This window comes from Actinomadura vinacea, assembly GCF_039532545.1.
In the GTDB taxonomy this organism is placed as follows: Bacteria; Actinomycetota; Actinomycetes; order Streptosporangiales; family Streptosporangiaceae; genus Spirillospora; species Spirillospora vinacea.
Map to the genome: position 1 here is coordinate 502,687 of NZ_BAAARW010000002.1, position 20,367 is coordinate 523,053.

16 protein-coding genes and 1 tRNA gene are annotated in these 20,367 nt (G+C 74.9%); 9 read left to right on the forward strand and 8 right to left on the reverse strand.

Going from position 1 to position 20,367, the window contains the following annotated elements; genetic code table 11:
- Positions 1–110 precede the first annotated feature (110 nt).
- The 3 genes from ABD340_RS04235 to ABD340_RS04245 all read right to left on the reverse strand — a co-directional run bounded on the left by ABD340_RS04235 (position 111) and on the right by ABD340_RS04245 (position 3,695).
- Positions 111–1,295, reverse strand: a complete 1,185-nt coding sequence (locus tag ABD340_RS04235; RefSeq protein WP_344587080.1) for an acyl-CoA dehydrogenase family protein — start codon at positions 1,293–1,295, stop codon at positions 111–113.
- A gap of 94 nt (positions 1,296–1,389) precedes the next feature.
- Complete coding sequence (locus tag ABD340_RS04240) at positions 1,390–2,949, reverse strand: RtcB family protein (protein ID WP_344587081.1); 1,560 nt, start codon at positions 2,947–2,949, stop codon at positions 1,390–1,392.
- Positions 2,950–3,104: 155 nt separating this feature from the next.
- Positions 3,105–3,695 (reverse strand): TetR/AcrR family transcriptional regulator, encoded by a 591-nt coding sequence (locus ABD340_RS04245; RefSeq protein WP_344587082.1) that lies wholly within the window; start codon positions 3,693–3,695, stop codon positions 3,105–3,107.
- A 260-nt stretch (positions 3,696–3,955) separates the two neighbouring features.
- Here ABD340_RS04245 and ABD340_RS04250 point away from each other — a divergent pair, with 260 nt between their 5' ends.
- The 3 genes from ABD340_RS04250 to ABD340_RS04260 all read left to right on the forward strand — a co-directional run bounded on the left by ABD340_RS04250 (position 3,956) and on the right by ABD340_RS04260 (position 6,044).
- Positions 3,956–4,081: a hypothetical protein gene (locus ABD340_RS04250; protein WP_344587084.1), complete on the forward strand. Its 126-nt coding sequence runs from the start codon at positions 3,956–3,958 to the stop codon at positions 4,079–4,081.
- Between the two features lie 74 nt (positions 4,082–4,155).
- Positions 4,156–4,227, forward strand: a tRNA-OTHER gene (locus tag ABD340_RS04255).
- Between the two features lie 44 nt (positions 4,228–4,271).
- Positions 4,272–6,044, forward strand: a complete 1,773-nt coding sequence (locus ABD340_RS04260; protein WP_344587085.1) for an ankyrin repeat domain-containing protein — start codon at positions 4,272–4,274, stop codon at positions 6,042–6,044.
- A 172-nt stretch (positions 6,045–6,216) separates the two neighbouring features.
- Here ABD340_RS04260 and ABD340_RS04265 read toward each other — a convergent pair whose 3' ends face one another.
- Positions 6,217–6,993, reverse strand: a complete 777-nt coding sequence (locus ABD340_RS04265; protein ID WP_344587086.1) for an ATP-binding cassette domain-containing protein — start codon at positions 6,991–6,993, stop codon at positions 6,217–6,219.
- A 286-nt stretch (positions 6,994–7,279) separates the two neighbouring features.
- Here ABD340_RS04265 and ABD340_RS04270 point away from each other — a divergent pair, with 286 nt between their 5' ends.
- The 5 genes from ABD340_RS04270 (at position 7,280) to ABD340_RS04290 (ending at position 16,682) form a co-directional block, all read left to right on the forward strand.
- Positions 7,280–8,641: a M28 family peptidase gene (locus ABD340_RS04270; RefSeq protein WP_344587087.1), complete on the forward strand. Its 1,362-nt coding sequence runs from the start codon at positions 7,280–7,282 to the stop codon at positions 8,639–8,641.
- A gap of 245 nt (positions 8,642–8,886) precedes the next feature.
- A complete protein-coding gene (locus ABD340_RS04275; protein ID WP_344587088.1) occupies positions 8,887–12,798 on the forward strand; it encodes a Pls/PosA family non-ribosomal peptide synthetase in 3,912 nt (1,303 codons plus the stop codon).
- Positions 12,799–12,815: 17 nt separating this feature from the next.
- A complete protein-coding gene (locus tag ABD340_RS04280; RefSeq protein WP_344587090.1) occupies positions 12,816–14,117 on the forward strand; it encodes a M1 family metallopeptidase in 1,302 nt (433 codons plus the stop codon).
- Positions 14,118–14,412: 295 nt separating this feature from the next.
- Positions 14,413–15,603, forward strand: a complete 1,191-nt coding sequence (locus ABD340_RS04285; protein WP_344587092.1) for an acyl-CoA dehydrogenase family protein — start codon at positions 14,413–14,415, stop codon at positions 15,601–15,603.
- Positions 15,600–16,682, forward strand: coding sequence for an acyl-CoA dehydrogenase family protein (locus tag ABD340_RS04290; protein ID WP_344587093.1), 1,083 nt, complete (start codon positions 15,600–15,602; stop codon positions 16,680–16,682). Before ABD340_RS04285 ends, ABD340_RS04290 begins: the two co-directional genes overlap by 4 nt.
- A 41-nt stretch (positions 16,683–16,723) precedes the next feature.
- Here ABD340_RS04290 and ABD340_RS04295 read toward each other — a convergent pair whose 3' ends face one another.
- Positions 16,724–16,906 carry a hypothetical protein gene (locus ABD340_RS04295; protein ID WP_344587094.1) on the reverse strand — a complete coding sequence of 61 codons (183 nt, stop codon included), beginning with the start codon at positions 16,904–16,906 and terminating at the stop codon, positions 16,724–16,726.
- 73 nt (positions 16,907–16,979) lie between these two features.
- Here ABD340_RS04295 and ABD340_RS04300 point away from each other — a divergent pair, with 73 nt between their 5' ends.
- On the forward strand, positions 16,980–17,936 hold the full coding sequence (locus ABD340_RS04300) for a LysR family transcriptional regulator (RefSeq protein WP_344587095.1): 957 nt from the start codon (positions 16,980–16,982) through the stop codon (positions 17,934–17,936).
- Positions 17,937–17,938: 2 nt separating this feature from the next.
- Here ABD340_RS04300 and ABD340_RS04305 read toward each other — a convergent pair whose 3' ends face one another.
- The 3 genes from ABD340_RS04305 to ABD340_RS04315 all read right to left on the reverse strand — a co-directional run bounded on the left by ABD340_RS04305 (position 17,939) and on the right by ABD340_RS04315 (position 20,219).
- Entirely contained in the window at positions 17,939–18,772 is an 834-nt protein-coding gene (locus tag ABD340_RS04305; RefSeq protein WP_344587098.1) for a glutamate ABC transporter substrate-binding protein, read from the reverse strand.
- 125 nt (positions 18,773–18,897) lie between these two features.
- Positions 18,898–19,548 (reverse strand): adenylate kinase family protein, encoded by a 651-nt coding sequence (locus ABD340_RS04310; RefSeq protein ID WP_344587099.1) that lies wholly within the window; start codon positions 19,546–19,548, stop codon positions 18,898–18,900.
- Positions 19,549–19,664: 116 nt separating this feature from the next.
- On the reverse strand, positions 19,665–20,219 hold the full coding sequence (locus tag ABD340_RS04315) for a universal stress protein (RefSeq protein ID WP_344587100.1): 555 nt from the start codon (positions 20,217–20,219) through the stop codon (positions 19,665–19,667).
- Positions 20,220–20,367: the final 148 nt, after the last annotated feature.

The following is a 20,367-nucleotide window of genomic DNA, read 5'->3' on the forward strand; positions in this document are numbered from 1 at the left end:
GCAACCAGGCCCCCGTAAAGAGGGAGGGCCCGATTTCTAACGTCCGCTTAACACGGCGGAAACGAAGGCCTGCCGTTTCCGCCGTGCGGGCGGCGGGAAGGGGCGCCCGTTCAGTACGACTTGGGCAGCCCCAGCTCGTGCTGGGCGATGTGGGCCAGCACCATCTCCTCGGCGACCGGGATGTTCTTGGCGATGCGGGCGTCCCGGAACATCCGTGCCACCGGGTACTCCAGCGAGTAGGCCATGCCGCCGTGCGTCTGGAACGCGCGGTCGGCCGCCTGCCAGGCGGCGTCGGAGGCGGTCAGCTTGGCGATGTTGGCCTCCGAGCCGCACGGCCGCCCCCGGTCCCAGAGCCAGGCGGCCTTGTAGGTCATCAGCCGGGCCAGCTCCAGCTGCGCCTTGACCTTGGCCAGCGGGAACGCGACGCCCTGGTTGGCCCCGATGGGCTTGCCGAAGGGCGCCCGCTCGCGCGCGTACGAGCAGGCGATCTCCAGCACCAGCTCGCCCGAGCCCACGCCCCCGGCCGCCGCCAGGATCCGCTCCGGGTTGAGGATGTCCCACAGGACGGCGAAGCCCTGGTCGACCTGGCCGAGGACGCGGTCGGCGGGCACCCGGACCTCGTCCAGGAAGACCATGCTGGAGGCGACGGTGTTGGTGCCCAGCTTGGGGATCGGCCGGTAGGCGAGGGTGCCGTCCGCCACCGCCTCCTTGACGTCCACCAGCAGCACGGTGAACCCGGCGGTGCGCGGCCGGGCCTCGGCGGCCGGGACCGTCCGGGCGACCAGCACCATGAAGTCGGCCCGCTCCACCCCGGAGATCCAGATCTTCTGGCCGCCGACCAGGAAGTCGCCGCCGGGCTCGCGGCGGGCCCGGGTGGTGATCTCGATGGCGTTGCTGCCCGCGTCCGGCTCGGTGATGGCGAAGCAGGTCTCCAACCGGCCGGCGGCGATCGCGGGCAGGAACTCGCGCTTCTGCTCCTCGGTGCCGTGCCGGTCGATCGTGAGACCGCCGAAGGCGGGAGTGAGCAGGTACATGAACGAGGCGGCGCCGCCCGCCCCGCCCGCGGCCAGGCTCTCCAGCGCCACCGCCAGCTCCAGCAGGCCCTGACCGGCGCCGCCGTGCTCCTCGGGGATCGCCAGGCTGTGCCAGCCGCCCTGCACCAGCTCCCGCCAGACCTCCTCGGGCCACCGCTTGCCGGTGTCGCACTCGTCCCAGTAGTCCTGGCCGTACTTCCCGGCGATCGCCCGCACGCCCTCGCGCACCGCGATCGCGCTCTCCGGCAGGTCGAAGTCCACGCGCGCCTCCCGCGTACCTTTGAACGCACCTCTGAACGGTCCTGGCGGCCCTACCGTAGCCCACCTGTAAGTGCATGCTGACACGGGCGGATGATCAGCCCTTGACCGTCAGCAGCGGGCGCAGCTCGGCGACCGGCGCGGCGACCCCGCCCCCGGCCAGCGCCGACACCACCGGGCCGATGTCCTTGTAGGCCCACGGCGCCTCCTGCTTGAGGTCGCGCCGCCAGGCCGCCAGCACGTCCGCCCGGCGCGCCACCACCGGGTCGCGGTGGTCCAGCGGCGTCACCACGCGGAACTCCCGCAGGAAAGCCTCCAGCTCCGCGTCGTCCGCCCGCGCCGACGCGCCGCGCGGCACCCGGCGGCCCGCCCCGTGGCAGGCGCTGCCGAGCGTCCGCCCGCTGCCCTGCCCGCGCAGCACGAAACTGGCCGCCCCCATCGACCCCGGGACGATCACCGGCTCGCCCCACATCGCGAACGGGCCGCCCTCGGTGTCGGCGTGCCCGCCCGCCGGGGTCGCGCCCTTCCGGTGCACGACACGGCCGGAACCGTCCCCGCCGTCCGGGCCGAACAGGCCGTCCTGCCAGAACAGGTTGTGCGGCGCGTCGTACAGGAGCCGGGCGGACGCCCCGCCGCACTCGGCCGCCAGCCCCGCGCGCATCGTCAGCGACAGGAAGAAGCGGTTCCCGAGCGCGAAGTTGGCGGCGTTGGCGAAGGCGTCCAGGTAGCGCCGCCGGGCCGCCCCGGCCTCCGGCCGGCCGTCCGGCAGGAACGGCATGATCCCGTTGCGCGGGCGCGGCAGCCCGGCGGGCCAGCCCGCGCGGAGCCGCTCCAGCGCGGTGCCGTTGGCCTGGTGGCCCAGCGACAGCGACCCGCTGTGCGCCATCGTCACCACCCTGCCCGGAGCCAGCCCCCACGCGTGCGCCGCCGCGGCGTCGTGCACCCGCGCCACGTACTGCAGCTCGACGAAGTGGTTCCCGCCGCCGATGCCGCCGATGATCCCGTCGTTGCTGGCCTCCCCGGACGCGGCGCCCGCGCTGCCGATCCAGTCGGCGAACGCCTCGGCCGTGCCCGCCGGGAACCCCGAGGCGTGGACGCGGTCCACGGCGTCGTCGGCATCGTCGGGCTCGAGCCCCGCCCAGCGGGCCGGGCCGCCGGCCAGCAGCAGCCCGGGCAGGCCGTCGCGCAGCAGCGCCTCCCGCTGGACGGGCGTCAGCGCGATCGCACGGCCGCCCTCGAAGAACAGGTGGCGCAGCCTGCGTTCGAGGGCGTCCAGGTGCGGCCTGACCGCGTCCACGTCCAGGGAGGTGACCTCCAGGCGCATGCCGCAGTTGATGTCGTTCCCGACGGCCTGGGGCAGCAGGGCGTGGCGGGTCTCGACGACCGTGCCGATCGGGATGCCCGCGCCCTTGTGGAAGTCGGGTGTGAGGGCGACCCGGGTGATGCGCGGCTCGGCGCCGTCGTAGCCGGGCGTGGCTTCGGCGAGCCGCTGGAGGGTGTCGGCGGTCTCCAGGACGGCGAGCACCTCGTCGACGGCCGCCGGCTCGAGCGGGACGTCGGGACCCGCGCAGATCTCGACGGGGATGTTCCAGCGGTTGGGCAGGCGGAGCCAGTGGTCGTCGAGGCGTTCCAGACGGTGGTCTTGGCGTGCGTGCATGAGAGGGATGTCCTTCGCTGCTGATGAACGGCCTGAGGGCATGAAGAAGTGGACGGGGATGGACCCGCCGTGGGCCTCCGGTTCAGCAGCCGCGAGGTGGGGACGAGAGTAGCGCCGCCCGCACCGGCCGGGCCAGCGGTTTTCCGCGCCTCGGCTCAGGACTCGCCGGTGCCGGCGCCCGTGGAGGTCCCCAGATAGCGGGTGACCAGCCGGGCGATGAACCGCGCCACCCGCTCCGGCGGCTCCGCCGGCAGCATGCAGTGGCTCGTCGTCAGCCGCACCGCGGCGTCGGCGATCTCGGTGAGCTCGTCGCGCTCCATTTCCGGCCACTGCTGCAGCGCGTGCTCGACGATGCGGGCGCTGGCGGTGAACAGCACCGGCTCGGCCCGGGTGGTCAGCAGCGGCAGCAGCTCGTCGCCGCCCGCGCCGGTCAGGACCGCCTTCGTGATCGGGTCGTCGGCCGCGGTCTCCAGCGTGAACAGCACCGCCGCCTCGACCGCCGCGTACACGTCGTCGTGCTCGGACAGCAGGCGGTTGATGCCCTCCAGGTAGCGCTCGTTGTCGCGCAGCACCACCGCCTGCGCCATGCCCCACTTGTCGCCGAACTCGTTGTAGACGGTCTGCCGGCTCACCCCGACGGCCGCGGCCACGTCCCGCATCCGGACGCCCCGGTAACCGCGCTGGACGATCTGCTCGGCCGCGGCGTCCAGCAGGGCGTCGCGGTGCGAAGGGCGAGCGGTGCTCATCGGTGTTCCTCCAGGTGTCGGGGCTGAAGGCGGGTCTTCACGCGTCCGGGACGACCGCCGGGCCGCCCCCCGGTCATTATCCTCCGGGGCGTGGCCGACGACGACTGTCGAACGCTCAACAGGCCGTGCGGGCCACCCGGGACTGAACGGCGTTCGGCCCGGGATGGCAAGCAGGGGCGGGGACGCCCGGGGCGGGCGCCTCCGCGGAACGGCGGAGCGGACCGCGACCGTGCGGCACTTCGGCCGGCAACGCCGCCTCCGTGTTCGAGCTGGACGACGTCATCGACCCCGCCGACACCCGCCGCTGGATCACCGCCGCCTTCGCGGAGGCCCCGCCGCCGGCCGGTGCGGGCGACGGGCCGCGGCGCTGGATCGACACCTGGTGACTTTCCGCGACATCTCGGTCTTGAGGCGTTCGCCGGCGCGGGACCACCGGTGATCGTTATACTCCGGGCCAGGCAAGGCTGTAGCGCAGCGGTCGTCGCGCCTTGCAGCGGGCTGGAGGACGTCGGTTCGAATCCGACCGGCCTTGCCGCCTACTTCAACGGAGCGGAATTCGATCGGACGGGGGCGCCGTTGCCGCAGGGGTTCCCCGGGCACCGTCCCGAGCAGGCGGCGCGGCTGCGCCGGATCCGCCGCTTCGCCGTCCCGCGCTGGATGATCGAACAGGCCGCCGAGCGCCGCCAGGCCGGCGACTGGCGCGGCGCCTGCGCCGCCGCCGGCCTCGATGTGACCTTCGACCTGGACGGGATCGCCGCCGAGCACGGCGCCGAGGTCGCGGCCGCGGTCGAGGACGACCTGAGCCACCTGGTGCCCGACCTGGTGCGCTGGCACGCCCCCAGGGTCGGCCCGACGCGCACCACGCTCACGCCCGGCCAGACGCTCGTCCTGAACGACTACGGCCTGCGCGGCAAGGACGCGCCCCGGCTGTACGTCACCCCGCACCAGTGGCTGTTCCAGGCGACGCAGCGGATGGCGCTGCGCTTCGGCCCGATCGTGCGGGACGACACGCACATCTGCACCGACTACACGCACACCGGCTTCTGGCGCGGCGTCGTCCAGTCCTGGACCGAGGCCAGGCATCTGTGGGACGACCGCCGCACCGCCGAGCTGCGCGAACGCTGCGGCGGCGACGCGGAACGGGTCCCGTTCCTCAACGCCGACGGCACGCCCCGCGCCGCCGGGGACCTGCCCGCCGCCGATCCGGGCCGCGGCGACCCCGCCGGGCACGCCGAATGGGTCACGATGCTGCACGAGAGCGGCGAGGTCGAGGCCGCGCTCGCCGCAGCCGGCATCGAACTGCTCCCGCCCGGGCCCCGGTCGGAGGAGTTCCGCAAGTGGTACACCGTCGGGCCGCTCGACCAGCTCGCGCGGATGCCGCTGGCCCTGACCCGGCTCGAGGAGGAGATGCGGCGCCTGGGCGGCGGCCGCTTCCAGATCCCGTGGACGGAGCACTCGGCCGTCCTGTTCGACCACGATGGCGACCGCGGCCTGCGCGTGGACGTCGTGGAGTTCGACGGCTACTACGAGGTGGAGGAGGAGCTGGGCACCGCCGAGGTCCTGGCGGAGGCGGTCTGGCGGCGCCCGCCCGACATCGACCTGCTGCGCGCCGGCCGCGTCCCGCCGGAGTGGCTGCATCCGCTCGTCCACGACGCCCTGTTCCCGGCCCGCGAGGCCCGGTCCGGGCGGGACGACCTGCCGTGGGGGCCGCCAGGGCCAGAGGCGCCCGCTCCGGTACGGGTCCGCTGCCGCGGCGAGTGGCACGAGGTCCGTTTCCAGGACGGTGTTCTCGCGATTCCGCACAGCCCGGAGGAGCAGCAGCGCGAGAAGGCCCTCGAAGTCCTGGGCGGCGACGTCGGCGGCTGCTTCGCCGTACGACGGGCGTGGCGCACCGGGAAGGGCAGGCTGCCCAAGGCGCTGCGCGAGCAGCGGCAGGAGCTGTTCGACCGCGCCCACCACGGCGACACCGCAGGAGTGATCCGGCTCCTGGACCTGGGCATCGACCCGCACGTGCGCGACGATGCCGGGCGCACGCTGCTGCACCTGCTCCACCTGGTCGACTTCGAACCGCTGCTGCCCCGGCTGCTGAAGGCGGGCCTGGACCTCGAGGCCGAGGACCAGGTGCGGGGGAACGTGCCTCCGGCTCCCCGGACGGCGCTGCACAAGGCCATCGAGCTCGACGGGTCGGTCGAGCTCATCCGTGCGCTGCTGGACGCCGGCGCCCGCATCGACCTCCTCGACGACGAGGAGACCACCATCCCGCGGCTCATCCACCGGGCCAGGCGCGCCGACCTGCAATTCCTGGAGGATCGCGTCGAGGCCGAGCATCCCGAGCTGATGGAGTACTAGGCTGTGTTTTTGCAATCCCGGCCCAAGGGCTCGCCTGGCGGCTCGCACCCTGACCGTGCTTGGTGCGAGCGCGGCATCGCTTCGCGATCTGCCCGGTGACGCTCGCCTCCGGCGTCGCCCCACCGGCCAGGTAACGCATTCGCGCGGCACCTGAGGCCACGTCGAGACAGGCCTAGGCCGGGACGCGCAGGTCGGCGCGCACCTGGAAGGGCGGTCCCGAGGCCACCGTCCGGCCGGACTCCAGGACGTACAGCTCGTCGCACACGCCCATCACCCGCTCGAGTTCCCGTTCGGCGAGCAGGACGGCCACCCCCTCGGCCGCCAGGTCGCGCAGCAGCACCTCCAGCGCGCGCGACTCGGCCTCGGGCAGGTCGGCGGACGGGTCGTCGAGCAGCAGCAGCCGCGGGCGTGTCGCCAGCGCCCGGGCCAGTTCCATGAGCCGCACCACCCCGGCCGGCAGCCGCTCGGGGGAGTCGTCGGCGTGGCGGCCGATGCCGACACGGTCCAGCAGGGCGTCCGCGGTACGGCCCGCCTCCCGCCGCGCGTCCCGGCGCCGCCGCCTCCGGTCGCGGACGTTCCGGCCCGCCGTCGGGCGCGTCATCGCGTGGGCCTCCGCGGCCACCTGGACGTTCTGCCGGACGGTCAGCGACCCGAACGCCCGCGGCCGCTGGAAGGTGCGGGCGACTCCGAGCCGGGCGCGGGCGTGCGCCGGCCTGCCGGTGAGGTCGTCGGCGTCGAGGCGGACGGTGCCGTGCGCGGGGCGGCGCAGCCCGGAGACGACGTCCAGGAGCGCGGTCTTGCCTGCGCCGGCGGGGCCGATCAGCCCGGTGACCAGGCCGGGCGGGGCGGTCAGCGAGACGCCGTCCAGGGCCGTCAGGGCGGCCGTGCCTTTTCGGTACCGGACCGTGACGCCGGTCGCGCGGAGCCCGTCGGCGGTGATCATGCCCATCGGCCTCCCTTCCACGCGGCCGCGGAAAGTGTGATCCGCATCACTGGGGGCGTTCACGATACCGAGCGGCGCGGCGTTGATCAACGGGTCGGCCGGGCGGTCCGGGCGGCGGGTTTCATGATCACGTTTCGATTGCGGTGTTAGGGAATCTTGTCGACATATCCGGCGATTCCGTAGGTTCGCGGCGAACGGGGGATCAGTTCACCGCGGTGGCCGACGCCCGCCGCCGCGCTCGCGATCCGGGCCGGGCGGTCGCGGCTACCTGCCCGAGCTCGAGGAGATCTACATGCCCGAGGTCCAACGCCGCGACCTACTGGCCGGAGCCGCGGCCTTCGCCGGATTCGCGACCGTCGGCCTGCTGCCCGGCACCGCCGCCGCGGCGACCCGCCAGCGGCCGGGCGCGCTGCGCCCGCCGTCCCTGACCACCGGCGACAAGGCCGTGGTGGCCCGCGTCGACGCCCGCCGCGCGCTGCGGCACCTGAAGGTCCTCAGCGACGAGATCGGCTGGCGCATCGCCGGCACCGAGTCCGAGCACCGTGCCGCCCGCTACATCGCCGGAGTACTGCGCGACCTCGGCTACAAGGTCGAGCTGCAGCCGTTCCCGGTGGCGGACAGGCACCTCGCCGATATCCGCGCCAAGGGCGAGCCGCGCTGGCAGAGCAGCGCCTCCCCGCAGGCCGCCGTCGCCTCCGCCGAGGGCCAGGTGGTCGACCTCGGCGCCGTCACCGAGGTCACCGCCGACCTGAAGGGACGGCTGGCGCTGTTCGACCGGGTCACCGGCAAGGAGACCGAGCAGGTCAAGGCCGCCGTCGCCCGGGGCGCCAAGGCGGTGCTCATCGCCAACGTGCGGACGGCGGCCTTCCCCGAGCGCAAGGCCGCCACGTTCACGCCCACGCTGAACGAGAACGTCTCCGTCCCGGTGCTCGGCCTGGCCGAGTACCACGGCGCGCGGATCCGTGCTGGCGCCCGCAGGCTGTCGTTCAAGGTCACCCACCACTCCGGGCTGACCTCCTACAACGTGCTGGCGAGCCGGAAGGCGACGCTGCCCAACCCGGGCGGCAAAGCCGTGATCGTCAGCGCGCACTACGACAGCGTGCCCGGCTCGCCCGGCGCCAACGACGACGGCAGCGGCACCGTGCTGTGCCTGGAACTGGCCCGCGTCCTCAAGCGGCTGCCGACCCAGCAGGACATCCGCATCTGCCTGTGGGGCTCGGAGGAGTACGGCCTCATCGGCGCCCGGCACTACGTCAAGCAGCTCGACGACGCCGGCGTCGCCCGCATCACCGGGTGCTTCCAGAACGACATGGTCGCCACCAGCCACCCGCCCGCGGGAACGTACTGGCTGCTGTCGGTGGACGGCGGCGACAACACCACCACCGCCGCCGTCAACGCCGCCGCCGAGCGGCTCGGGTACGCCGACCAGGCCGAGGGCCCCGTCGCCCGCGGCTCCAGCGACCACGAGGCGTTCCACGAGCGCGGCATCGCGGCGGGCAACTTCAGCTGGCGGGGCGGCGAGGCGCCCAGCCAGCTCGAGCCGATCTACCACACGCCCGAGGACACCATCGCCAAGAACATCAGCCTCCAGCGGCTTCAGGTGTCGCTGGAATTGATCGGCTGCGCCGCCTACGAGGTGGCGCGCCAGAAGTAGCCCCGGCCCCGGCACAAGCCGGACAGAAGAGGCGTCGCCCGGCGACCGTTCCGGTCCCCGGGCGGCGCTCGCGTTTGCCCGCTTCGAGTAGGGTATTGCGTTTGTGGCGCGCCGAGCGCGCCTTCGTGCGGCATGCGGACACCGATTCCGGAAGCCTTCCCATGGCAGGGGACGGTGCGGCTCGGTGCTGCGACGGCAGGGGGCCGCCCGACCGCCCGGACTCGGGGGATAGCTTGCATCAGGGCTTGCGGCAAGGCGTGCGTCATGACTCGTGTCCGGTTCCGGCCCCGCCCGATCGCGCGGTCTTCCGATCGCGCGGCGGGCCGCCCCCGGCGCGGACCCTCCTGGACGTCCTGGACGCGACGGCCCTGCGCCATCCCTGCGCGCCCGCCCTCGACGACGGCACGACCGTCCTGGACTACACCGGCCTGCGCGCCGAGGCCGAGCAGCTGGCCAAGGAGCTGGAGCAGGCCGGGATCGGCCGCGGCGACCGGGTCGGCGTCCGGGTGCCCTCGGGCACCGTGGACCTGTACGTGGCGATCCTGGCCGTCCTGACCTCCGGCGCCGCGTACGTGCCCGTCGACGCCGACGACCCCGAGGAGCGCGCCGCGCTGGTGTTCGGCGAGGCGGAGGTGTGCGCGGTCATCGGGGAGGGCCGCGAGGTCGTCATGCACCGCGAGCCCGGCGGCGCCACCGGGCGCCCCGGCCCGGACGACGACGCGTGGATCATCTTCACCTCCGGCTCGACGGGACGGCCCAAGGGCGTGGCGGTGACCCATCGCAGCGCGGCCGCGTTCGCCGACGCCGAGGCGCGGCTGTTCCCGGCGGACCCGTCCGACCGGGTGCTGGCGGGGCTGTCGGTGGCGTTCGACGCCTCCTGCGAGGAGATGTGGCTGGCCTGGCGCGGCGGCGCCTGCCTGGTCCCCGCGCCGCGCTCGCTGGTGCGCACCGGCATGGACCTGGGGCCCTGGCTGGCCGGGCGCGGCATCACGGTCGTCTCGACGGTGCCGACGCTGGCCGCGCTGTGGCCGGTGGAGACGCTGGCGGGCATCCGGCTGCTGATCTTCGGCGGCGAGGCGTGCCCGGCCGGGCTGGCCGAGCGACTCGCCGGGCCCGACCGGACCGTCTGGAACACCTACGGCCCCACCGAGGCCACCGTCGTCGCCTGCGCCGCGCCGCTGGGCGGGCCCGGGCCGGTCCGCATCGGCCTCCCCCTGGACGGCTGGGACCTGGCCGTCGTCGATGCCGCCGGGGAGCCCGTCCCGGTCGGCGGGACCGGCGAACTGGTCATCGGCGGCGTCGGGCTGGCCCGCTACCTCGACCCGGTCAAGGACGCCGAGAAGTACGCGCCGCTGCCCGCGCTCGGCTGGGACCGCGCGTACCGCAGCGGCGACCTGGTCCGCGCCGACCGCGCCGGCCTGGTCTTCGTCGGACGGGCCGACGAGCAGGTCAAGCTCGGCGGGCGCCGGATCGAGCTGGGCGAGGTCGACGCGGCGCTGCAGGCGCTGCCGGGCGTGACCGGCGCCGCCGCGGCCGTCCGGACGACCGCGGCCGGGCACCCGCTGCTCGTCGGCTACGTCGTCGCGGACGAGGCCTTCGACCGGGACGCCGCGCGCGAGCGGCTGGGCCGGGCGCTGCCCGCCGCGCTGGTGCCCAGGCTCGCGGTCGTGGACACGCTGCCGACCCGGATCTCCGGCAAGGTCGACCGCGACGCCCTGCCGTGGCCGCCGCCCGGCGGCGACGCGGGCGGGGGCGCCGGCGGCGACACGGGCCCGGCGGAAGCGCTGACGGCGGCCGAGCAGTGGCTGGCCGAGCGCTGGGCCGAGATCCTCGGCGAGGCGCCGGCCGGCCCTGACGCCGACTTCTTCGCCCTGGGCGGAAGCAGCCTGGGCGCCGCCCGACTGGTGTCCGCGCTGCGCCCGCACTTCCCGACGGTCGCGGTCGGCGACGTCTACGAGCACCCGACGCTTCGCGGCCTGGCCGCCCACCTGGGCGTGCCCGAGAACGGCCCTCAGAACGGCACCGCGCCGCAGGAGCCCGTGGCCGTGGAGCGCGAGGTCCGTCCGGTCCCGCGCCGCGCCGCCCTCCTGCAGACCGTCCTCATGGGGCCGCTGCTCACGCTCGGCGCGATGCGCTGGGTCGTCGGCCTCGCCGCCTTCAACAACCTCGCCGGACCGCCCTGGGCGCCCGTGGTCTCCTGGTGGTGGGTCCTGACGGGGGCGCTGCTGTTCGTGACCCCGGCCGGGCGGATGACCCTGTCGGCCGTCGCCGCGCGCCTGCTTCTGCGCGGGCTGCGCCCCGGCTCCTACCCGCGCGGCGGCTCGGTCCACCTGCGGCTGTGGACGGCCGAGCAGATCGCGCGGCGGCTCGGCGCGGCCGAACTGTCGGGCGCGCCGTGGTTCGCCCTCTACGCCCGCGCGCTCGGCGCCCGCGTCGACAAGGAGGTGGACCTGCACTCCCCGCCGCCCGTCACCGGCATGCTCCGGCTCGGACGGGAGGCCGCGATCGAGCCCGAGGTCGACCTGACCGGCCACTGGCTGGACGGCGACGTGCTGCACATCGGCGTGATCCGGGTCGGCGCCGGCGCCACCGTCGGAGCCCGTGCCGTCCTTTTCCCCGGCGCACGCATCGGCAAGAACGCCCAGGTCGCCCCGGGGGCGGCGGTCACCGGACGGGTGCCCGGCGGGCAGCGCTGGGCTGGCGCGCCCGCCGTGCGCCGCGGCAAGGCGCGCGCCCACCCCACCGCCCGGCCGCAGCGCCGGCGCGGCTGGTCGCTGGCCTACGGCGCCTCGGCCGTCCTGCTCGGCGCCCTCCCGCTGATCGCGGCCCTGCCCGGGCTCGCCGTCCTCGCCGCCTTCCTGGACGGGACCGCGACCCTCCCGCAAGCGCTCGGCGCCGCGCTGCTCGCCGTGCCGCCGGCCACCATCGCCGCGATGCTCTCCTTCGCCGCCCTGACCTTCCTGTGCGTCCGGTCGCTCGCCCTCGGCCTCGACGAGGGCGACCATCCCGTGCACAGCCGCCGGGCGTGGCAGGCGTGGGCGACGAGCCGGCTGATGGCGATGGCCCGGGTCTGGCTGTTCCCGCTGTACGCCAGCATCCTCACCCCCGCCTGGCTGCGCGCGCTGGGCATGCGGGTGGGCCGCGACGTCGAGGCGTCCACCGTGCTGGCCCTGCCGACCATGACCTCGGTCGCCGACGGGGCCTTCCTCGCCGACGACACCATGGTCGCCCCCTACGAGCTGGGCGGCGGCCGCATGCGGATCGCCCGCGCCCGCATCGGCAAGCGGGCCTTCCTGGGCAACTCGGGGATGGCCGCCCCCGGGCGGAAGGTGCCCAAGGGAGGGCTGATCGGCGTGCTGTCGGCCGCGCCCAAGAAGGCCAAGGCGGGGGCGTCCTACCTGGGCATGCCGCCGGTGCGGCTGCACCGCGCCGCCGGGGCCGGCGACCAGTCCCGCACCTACCGGCCGCCGCGCAGGCTGAAGGCCGCCCGCGCCGCCGTCGAGGCCTGCCGGATCGTGCCCGCCATGGCCACGGTCGCGGTCGGGGTGCTCGCGGCCGCCGCCGTGGAGGCGCTGGCCGCGGCGTACGGCTTCGGCGTCGCGGCGCTCCTGGGCGGCGCCGTCCTGGCCGGCGCGGGCGCCGTCGCGGCCGCGGTCACGACCGCGGCCAAATGGGCGCTGGTCGGCCGGATCCGGGCCGGGGAGCGGCCGCTGTGGAGCGCGTTCATCTGGCGCAACGAGCTGGCCGACAACTTCGTCGAGCTGCTCGCCGTGCCCTGGTTCGCCGAGGCGTGGCCGGGCACCGCGCCGTTCAACGTGTGGCTGCGCTCGCTCGGCGCGCGCGTCGGCCGCGGGGTGTGGTGCGCGACGTACTGGCTGCCTGAGGCGGACCTGGTGCGGCTCGGCGACGGCGTGAGCGTCAACGAGGGCTGCGTCCTGCAGACCCATCTCTTCCACGACCGGATCATGAGCGTGGATTCGGTCGTGCTGGAGCGCGGCGCGACGCTAGGCTCGAACGGCGTCGTGCTGCCCGCCGCCACGGTGGGGGAGGACGCCACGGTCGGGCCCGCCTCCCTGGTGATGCGGGGCGAGCAGCTGCCCGCCCGTACCGCATGGCTCGGCAACCCGGTCGCGGCCTGGACGAGAAAGAGGACCTGACCCGGCGTGACCGAGGCATGAGCGAGACCGGCGACCGGCCTTCCTACTTCCCCGAGCGCGGCAGCGACGAGTACCGCGTCACGTTCTACGACCTGGACCTGGACTACCGCGTCGGGCCCAACCGGCTCGCGGGCGCCGCGCGGCTGGAGATCGTGCCGCGCGTCCCGCTGGACCGGCTGGAACTGGACCTGGGGCCGTTCCGGATCGGGAAGGCGCTGGTGGACGGGCGCGCCGCCCGGTTCCGGCAGCGCCGCGACAAGCTCCACCTCACCCCGGCCAGGCGGCTGCCTGCGGGGGAACCGAGCACCGTCGAGATCCGCTACTCCGGCAACCCGCGGCCGCTGTCGAGCCCGTGGGGCGGGCTGGGCTGGGAGCAGCTGACCGACGGGTCGCTGGTCGCCTCCCAGCCGACCGGCGCGCCGTCCTGGTTCCCCTGCAACGACCGCGTCCAGGACAAGGCGCGCCACCGGATCTCGGTGACGACCGGGTCGGCGTACCACGTCGTCGCCACCGGCAGGCCGGCCGGCCGCCGGTCGTCCGGGGCCACCACCACCTGGGTGTACGAGCAGGACGAGCCGATGGCGCCCTACCTCGCCGGCGTTCAGATCGGCCGCTACCGCAGCGTCGAGGTGCCGGGGGCGCCGGTGCCGCAGCGGCTGGTGTTCCCGGCCGACGCCGAGCGCCGCGTCCGGCACGACTTCGGCCGCCAGGGCGAGATGATCGAGCGGTTCACCGAGCTGTTCGGCCCGTACCCCTTCCCCGCGTACACGATCGTGGTCACCGGCGACGAGCTGGAGATCCCGGTCGAGGCGCAGGGCATGTCGATCTTCGGGACCAACCACGCCGACGGCGCCCGCGGCGAGGAGCGGCTGGTCGCGCACGAGCTGGCGCACCAGTGGTTCGGCAACAGCCTGACGCTGGCGGACTGGCGCGACATCTGGCTGCACGAGGGCTTCGCCACCTACGCCGAGTGGCTCTGGTCGGAGTCCTCCGGCGGCGAGCCGGCCGACGCCCACGCGGCGCGCTGGCACGGCCGCGTCGCCCGGCGCCCGCAGGACCTGGTGCTGTCCGACCCGGGCGCGCGCCGGATCTTCGACGACCGGGTCTACAAGCGCGGCGCGCTCGCGCTGCACGCCCTGCGGCGCACGATGGGCGACGCGCGCTTCTTCCCGATGCTGCGGGCCTGGACGGCCCAGAACCGGTACGGCTCGGTGACGACCGAACGCTTCATCCTGTTCGCCCAGGCGCACGCGCTCGTGCCCGTCCGCGAGCTGATGACCGCCTGGGTGCACCGTCGCCCGCTGCCCCGCCTGCCCTGAGTTTTCAGCACGGGGCTTTCAGCAGGGGGCGAAGGTCCCGTCGGGCTCGATGTCCAGCACCAGCGTCGACAGCCGGTGCCGCCGCGCCACCGGGCAGACCTCGCCGCTCCCGCGGACGAACCCTGCCCGCCGCCGTGCGGATCGACAGCACGGTACCGGGTGCCGCACGCCCGCGCCGGGGGACGCCGTTGACGGCCTCCCGCGGGATTTCTAGGGTGGGAGTGCTCACCGACCGGTTGGCATGTCCCGTCGTCCGGCGGCCCGCCGCCGACCCGTCCCGCGGAGGTTCCGCCCTGTGAGCACAGCACCCGACGCCGGAGACCTGGACCGGCGGGTCCGGGAGTTCCTCGCCGGCCACGACCCCGCCGCCGCGGAGCCGCTGGAGTTCCTGCGCGCCAGGTTCGACGCCGGGCTCGCCTGGGTGCACTATCCCGAGGGGCTCGGCGGCCTCGGCGCCCCGCGCGAGCTGCAGCCGGCCGTGGACGCCGCGTTCGCCGCGGCCGGCGCGCCGCGCAACGACCCCGAGCGCAACGGCATCGGGCTCGGCATGGCCGCGCCGACCATCCTGGCCGCCGGCACCGACGAGCAGCGCGAGCGGTTCCTGCGCCCGCTGTGGACGGGCGAGGAGATCTGGTGCCAGCTGTTCAGCGAGCCCGGCGCCGGCTCCGACCTGGCCGCGCTCGGCACCCGCGCCGTGCCCGACGGCGACGCCTGGATCGTCAACGGGCAGAAGGTCTGGACGTCGATGGCGCACGAGGCCCGCTGGGCGCTGCTGGTCACCCGCACCGACCCCGACGTGCCCAAGCACCGCGGCATGACCTATTTCGCCTGCGACATGCGCGCCCCCGGCGTCGAGGTCCGGCCGCTGCGGCAGATCACCGGCGAGGCCGAGTTCAACGAGGTGTTCCTGACCGACGTGCGGATCCCCGACGAGCACCGGCTCGGCGCGGTCGGCGACGGCTGGAAGGTCTCGACGACCACGCTGATGAACGAGCGGGTCGCCATCGGCGGCGGCGCCTCCCCGCGCGAGGGCGGCATGATCGGCGTGGTCGCCGCGCTGTGGCGGGACCGTCCCGAGCTGCGCACCCCCGGCCTGCACGACGCGCTGCTGCGGCTGTGGGTGGAGGCCGAGGCGGCGCGCCTCACCGGCGCCCGGCTGCGGCAGGCGCTGGCCGCCGGCGCCCCCGGGCCGGAGGGCTCGGCCGCCAAGCTGGCCTTCGCCCGGCTCAACCAGGAGATCGCCGGGCTGGAGCTGGAGATCCTCGGCGAGGACGGGCTGCGCTACGACGACTGGACGATGCGCCGTCCCGCCGAGGTCGACTTCACCCGCCGCTCGCCCGGCTACCGCTACCTGCGCGCCAAGGGCAACTCCATCGAGGGCGGCACCTCGGAGATCCTGCGCAACATCATCGCCGAGCGGGTCCTGGGCCTGCCCGGCGAGATCCGGGTGGACAAGGACGTGGCGTGGAAGGATCTGCCCAAGTGAACGACCTCCTCTACAGCGAGATCGAGAACGACCTGCGCGCCGGCGTCCGGGAACTGCTCGACGACCGGTGCGGGTGGGCCGACGTGCTCGCCGGCACCGAGAAGGACGACCCCTACGACGCCGCGCTCTGGACGGCGCTCGCCCGGATGGGCGTCACCGGGCTGCCCGTCCCCGAGGACCTCGGCGGCGCGGGCGCCACCTGGCGGGAGACCGCCGTGGTCATGGAGGAGCTGGGCCGCGCCGTCGCGCCGGTGCCGTACCTGGGCTCCTCGGTGCTGGCCGTCGCCGCGCTGAGCGCCGCCGGCGACCGCGAACTGCTCCCGGCCGTGGCCGCGGGCGAGCGGATCGCGGTGCCGGCCGTCCCGCTCGGCACCGCGCCGGACGCCCCGCTCGGCGGGACGGTGCGCGCGGCGGGCGGGCGGCTCACCGGGGAGGTCGCGGGCGTCGCCGGCGGGGAGGCCGCCGACGTCCTGCTGGTCCCCGCCTCCGGCGGCCTGTACGCGGTGGACGCCGCCGACGCCGTGCGCGCTCCGGTCACCTCGCTGGACATGACCCGGCGGCTGTGCGACCTGACGCTGTCGGACGCCCCCGCACGGCCGGTGGCGGCCGGTGCCGAGGCGGAGGCCGCGGTACGTTCGGCGCTGACGATCGGCGCCGCGATGCTGGCGTCCGAGCAGCTCGGCCTGGCCGAGCGGTGCCTGGACACCACCGTGGGGTACCTGAAGACCCGCTACCAGTTCGGCCGCCCGGTCGGCTCGTACCAGGGGCTCAAGCACCGCCTCGCCGACCTGTGGACCTCGATCACGCAGGCCCGCGCGGTGGCCCGCCACGCCGCCGTGTGCGCCGCGACCGGCGACGCCGACACCGCCGTCGCCGTGGTGGTCGCGCAGGCGCACTGCTCGGCCGTCGCGGTGAAGGCCGCCGAGGAGTGCGTCCAGATGCACGGCGGTATCGGCTTCACCTGGGAGCATCCGGCGCACCTTTACCTGAAGCGGGCCAAGAGTTCCGCGATCGCGCTCGGCACCCCCGACCGCCACCGTGCGGCCCTGGCCGCGCTGGTGGACCTGCCGCCCGCCTGACCGTGCCGGGTGGAGGCGGCCGGTGCCCGCTCAGTGCCCGCTCAGCCGCACACCGGGCAGCGGGCGCCCGCGGTGAGCCGCCGCCCGCCGCCGTCCGGCGAGGGGTCGTAGGGGACCAGCGTCATGCGCAGCCGCCCGCAGGCGCAGCGGCTCCAGACGACGACGCCGTCGCTGGTCGGGTGGCTGGAGACGATCTTCCCGGTGGAGGTCTCGGTGGAGGTCATGAAGGCAGTCTGCGGCCCCGCGAGCGTTCTAGTCCATTTCACATTTCCGCAGTCATATGTGAAAAACTATTGCATGATCGATCTGCGCCGCCTCCAGGTGCTGCGGGCCGTCCACCAGTACGGCACGGTCACCGCCGCAGCGGAGGTACTCCACCTGACCCCCTCCGCCGTCTCCCACCACCTGCGCGAACTGGCCAGGGAACTGCGCGTGCCCCTGGTGGAGCCGCGCGGCCGCGGTATCCGGCTCACCTCTGCCGCCTACGTGGTCGTCGAGCACGCCGACGCGCTGCTGGCCCGCTGGGAGGAGGCCCAGGCCGCGCTGGAGTCGCACCGGGCGGGCGAGGCGGGCCTGCTGCGCATGTGCGGCTTCGCCACGGCTGTGGTGGGGCTGCTCGCCCCGGCCGCCGCCCGGCTGCGCGCCGACCGTCCGGGGCTGACCGTCCAGGTGAGCGAGTGCGGCACCGCCGACGGCTTCGACCTGCTGCTGGCCACCGACGCCGACATCGCCGTGGTCGACCCCAACGAGGACGCGCCGCCGCCCGGCGACGGCCGCTTCGACCAGCACCTGCTCGTGGAGGAACCGCACGACCTGCTCGTCCCGGCCGGGCACCGGCTGGCGGCGCGGCCCGCGGTCCGGCTGGCCGAGGCCGCCGACGAGCCGTGGATCATCCCGGCGCGCGGCACCTGCCACCACCACGAGCGCATCCTGGCCTACTGCGCCGCCTCGGGCTACAACCCGCGCGTGGCGCACTACGCGACCGAATGGCCGACGATCTCCGCGCTGGTCGGGCACGGCCTGGGCGTGTCCCTGATCCCGCGGCTGGCCGAGATCTCCTCCGAGCGCCCGGTGGTGCGCGTCCCGCTGACGGGCGACCCGCTGCCGGTGCGGCGGGTGCTGGCCTGCGTCCGCCGCGGCGGCCGCGACCACCCGCTCGTCCAGCACGGCCTGCGGGCGCTGCGCGAGGTCGTCGAAGCGTCCCCGGCGCTGTCCGTCCCGGCGGGCAGGGAGGGGGCCGTGACCGCCGGCTGAGCCTACGAGCAGCCCTCGAATTCGGGCACCGAGCCGGTGAGCCGCAGGCCGGTCGAGCCGAACCAGACCCGCAGCATCCGCTGCGCCGACCCGGTCTGGTACATCTCGGTGATCGCCTTGTTGACCGCCTCGCACCCGTCGATGTCGCCTTTGCGCAGCCCGACGCCGTATCGCTCCTCGGTGAACGGCGCGTTCACGATCCGCAGCGATGCCCGCGACCGCGCCGCGAACCCGGCCAGCACCAGGTCGCCGGTCGACACCGCGTCCACGCCGCCGTCGAGCAGCCGGTCGACGCAGGCGGCGTACGAGGGCGCGGGGACGAGCCCGGTGCGCACCCCCAGTCCCTCGATCACGCGCTCGGTGGAGACCGAGCCCGCGGCCTGGCACATCCGCCGTCCGGCCAGGTCGCGGACGGTCCGGATCCGGTCGTCGCCGCGGCGCACCATGATGTCCTGGTGGGCCACGTAGTAGGGGCCGCCGAAGGTGACCTTGGTGGACCGGTCGGCGGTGATCGAGTACGACGCCAGCACCAGGTCGACCTCTCCCGCGTCCAGCAGCCGCTCCCGGTTCTCGGACGTGACCGCCTTGAACCCGACCCGGGAGGCGCCCATGTGCCGGGCGATGTACCGGCCGACCTCCACCTCGAAACCGCGGAAGGTGCCGCCGGGCCCGGCCAGGCCGAGCCCCGGCTGGTCGGCCTTGACCCCGACCACGAGGGAGTCCCGGCCTGCGATCGAGTCCGAGCCCGCTGCGGCGGAGCAGCCCGGCAGCGCCAGGAGCAGGCCCACGGCGGCGACCCGGGCGAGGAGGCCCGCGAGGGGGAGGGCGTTTCTCACGGCGCTACAGGTAGCAGCCGCAGGCGGCCGTGAGATGAACGCCCGCCGTCGTCCAGGGGCGGCCAGGTGACCTCAAACGGCCAGGTGCCGGGCCCGGCCGCCCGGGTGCGGCCGCGCGGTGCTTCTCAGGGCTTCTCGGGCGGTGGAAGGCCCAGCTCGCGGCGCAGGTTCCGCTGGACGGTGCCGATGTCGGCGCGGGCGTCCACGGTCACCACGTACTCCTTGCGCCGGAACAGCTCCAGCACAGGGTCGGTCTTCTCGTGGTAGGTGCGGAGCCGCTCGGCCAGGGCCTCCTCGGTGTCGTCCTCGCGGGCGACCAGCTCGCCGCCGCACACGTCGCAGCGGCCCTCGGCCTCGGGACGGTCGAAGATGAGGTTGTAGTCCATCCCGCAGCCCGAGCACAGCCGCCGGGCCAGCACCCGGCGGCGGACCTCGGTGTCGGGAAGGTCGAGGTGGATGACCCCGTCGATGTCGTAGCTCTCCAGGAAGAACTCGGCCTGCCTGCGGTTGCGCGGGAAGCCGTCGATGACGAAGCCGAAGTTCCAGTCGTGCTGCTCCAGCCTGCCCCTGACCACGCCCTCCACCAGGTCGTCGCCGACCAGCTTGCCCGCGGCCATGATCCGGCGGACCTGGGCGCCCAGCTTGGTGTGATGCTGGACGTGCCAGCGGAAGATGTCGCCCACGCTGATGTGGACCAGGTCCAGGTCGCGGGCCAGCAGGAGCGACTGGGTCCCTTTGCCGCTGCCCTGCACGCCGATGATGACGTACTTGCGCATGACCGAACCTTCGCATGCCCGGGGTCCGGGGCGGCACCCGGGGAGCCCCTGGAGGCCCTGGCCGCCCGCGGCGAGGCGGGCGCCACCGTGCTCGCGGCGCCCGCACGACAGCAGGGTCAGATGTGGCGCGGGCGGCGTCCGAGGCGGCGGAGCCTCGAACGGTCGGAGGCGTGGGCGGGCGCCCCCTCCCGAGCCGTCAATGACTCCAGCAGCGTGTCGAGGACGGGCGGCCGCACGCACACGAACGTCGCCTTGGACCGCCGCGCGCAGTGCAGCCGCACCGAGGGTCTCAGCAACCGGGACAGCAGGCCGCGCGACCCCCTTCCCACGACCAGGATGTCGTCCTCGCGGGAGAGCCGCACCAGCGTGGCGCCGGGCTCGCCGACCAGCGCCAGCGCGGTCATCTCCACACCGTGCGGGGCGCCGCCCGCGACCTCCTCCAACTGCCGGGCGATCAACTCGGCGCCGGCCGCGCGCAGTGCCTCGGTCACCCCGCAGCCCAGCTGGCCCGCCGCCGACACGTGCGGCGGCAGCGGGGCGGCGTGCACCACCATGAGCGGCAGGCCGCGCAGCCGCGCCTCGCCGATGGCCCAGGAGAGCGCGCACCGCGCCCCGGCGGAGTCGTCGACCCCGACCACCACGCGCGGGCCGCCCTCCGGTCTCGCGTTCACTGTCCCTCCCGAGCCGGACGTGCACGGATGTGTGCACTCCAGGGTGCAGGTATACCCGCTCTGGCGGAAGAGTTTCACAGCTGTTCGGGGCAGGTTGGGTCCTTCTTAGGACGGGGAGGGCCGCAAGAATGCCCGAGCCGGGAGGAAA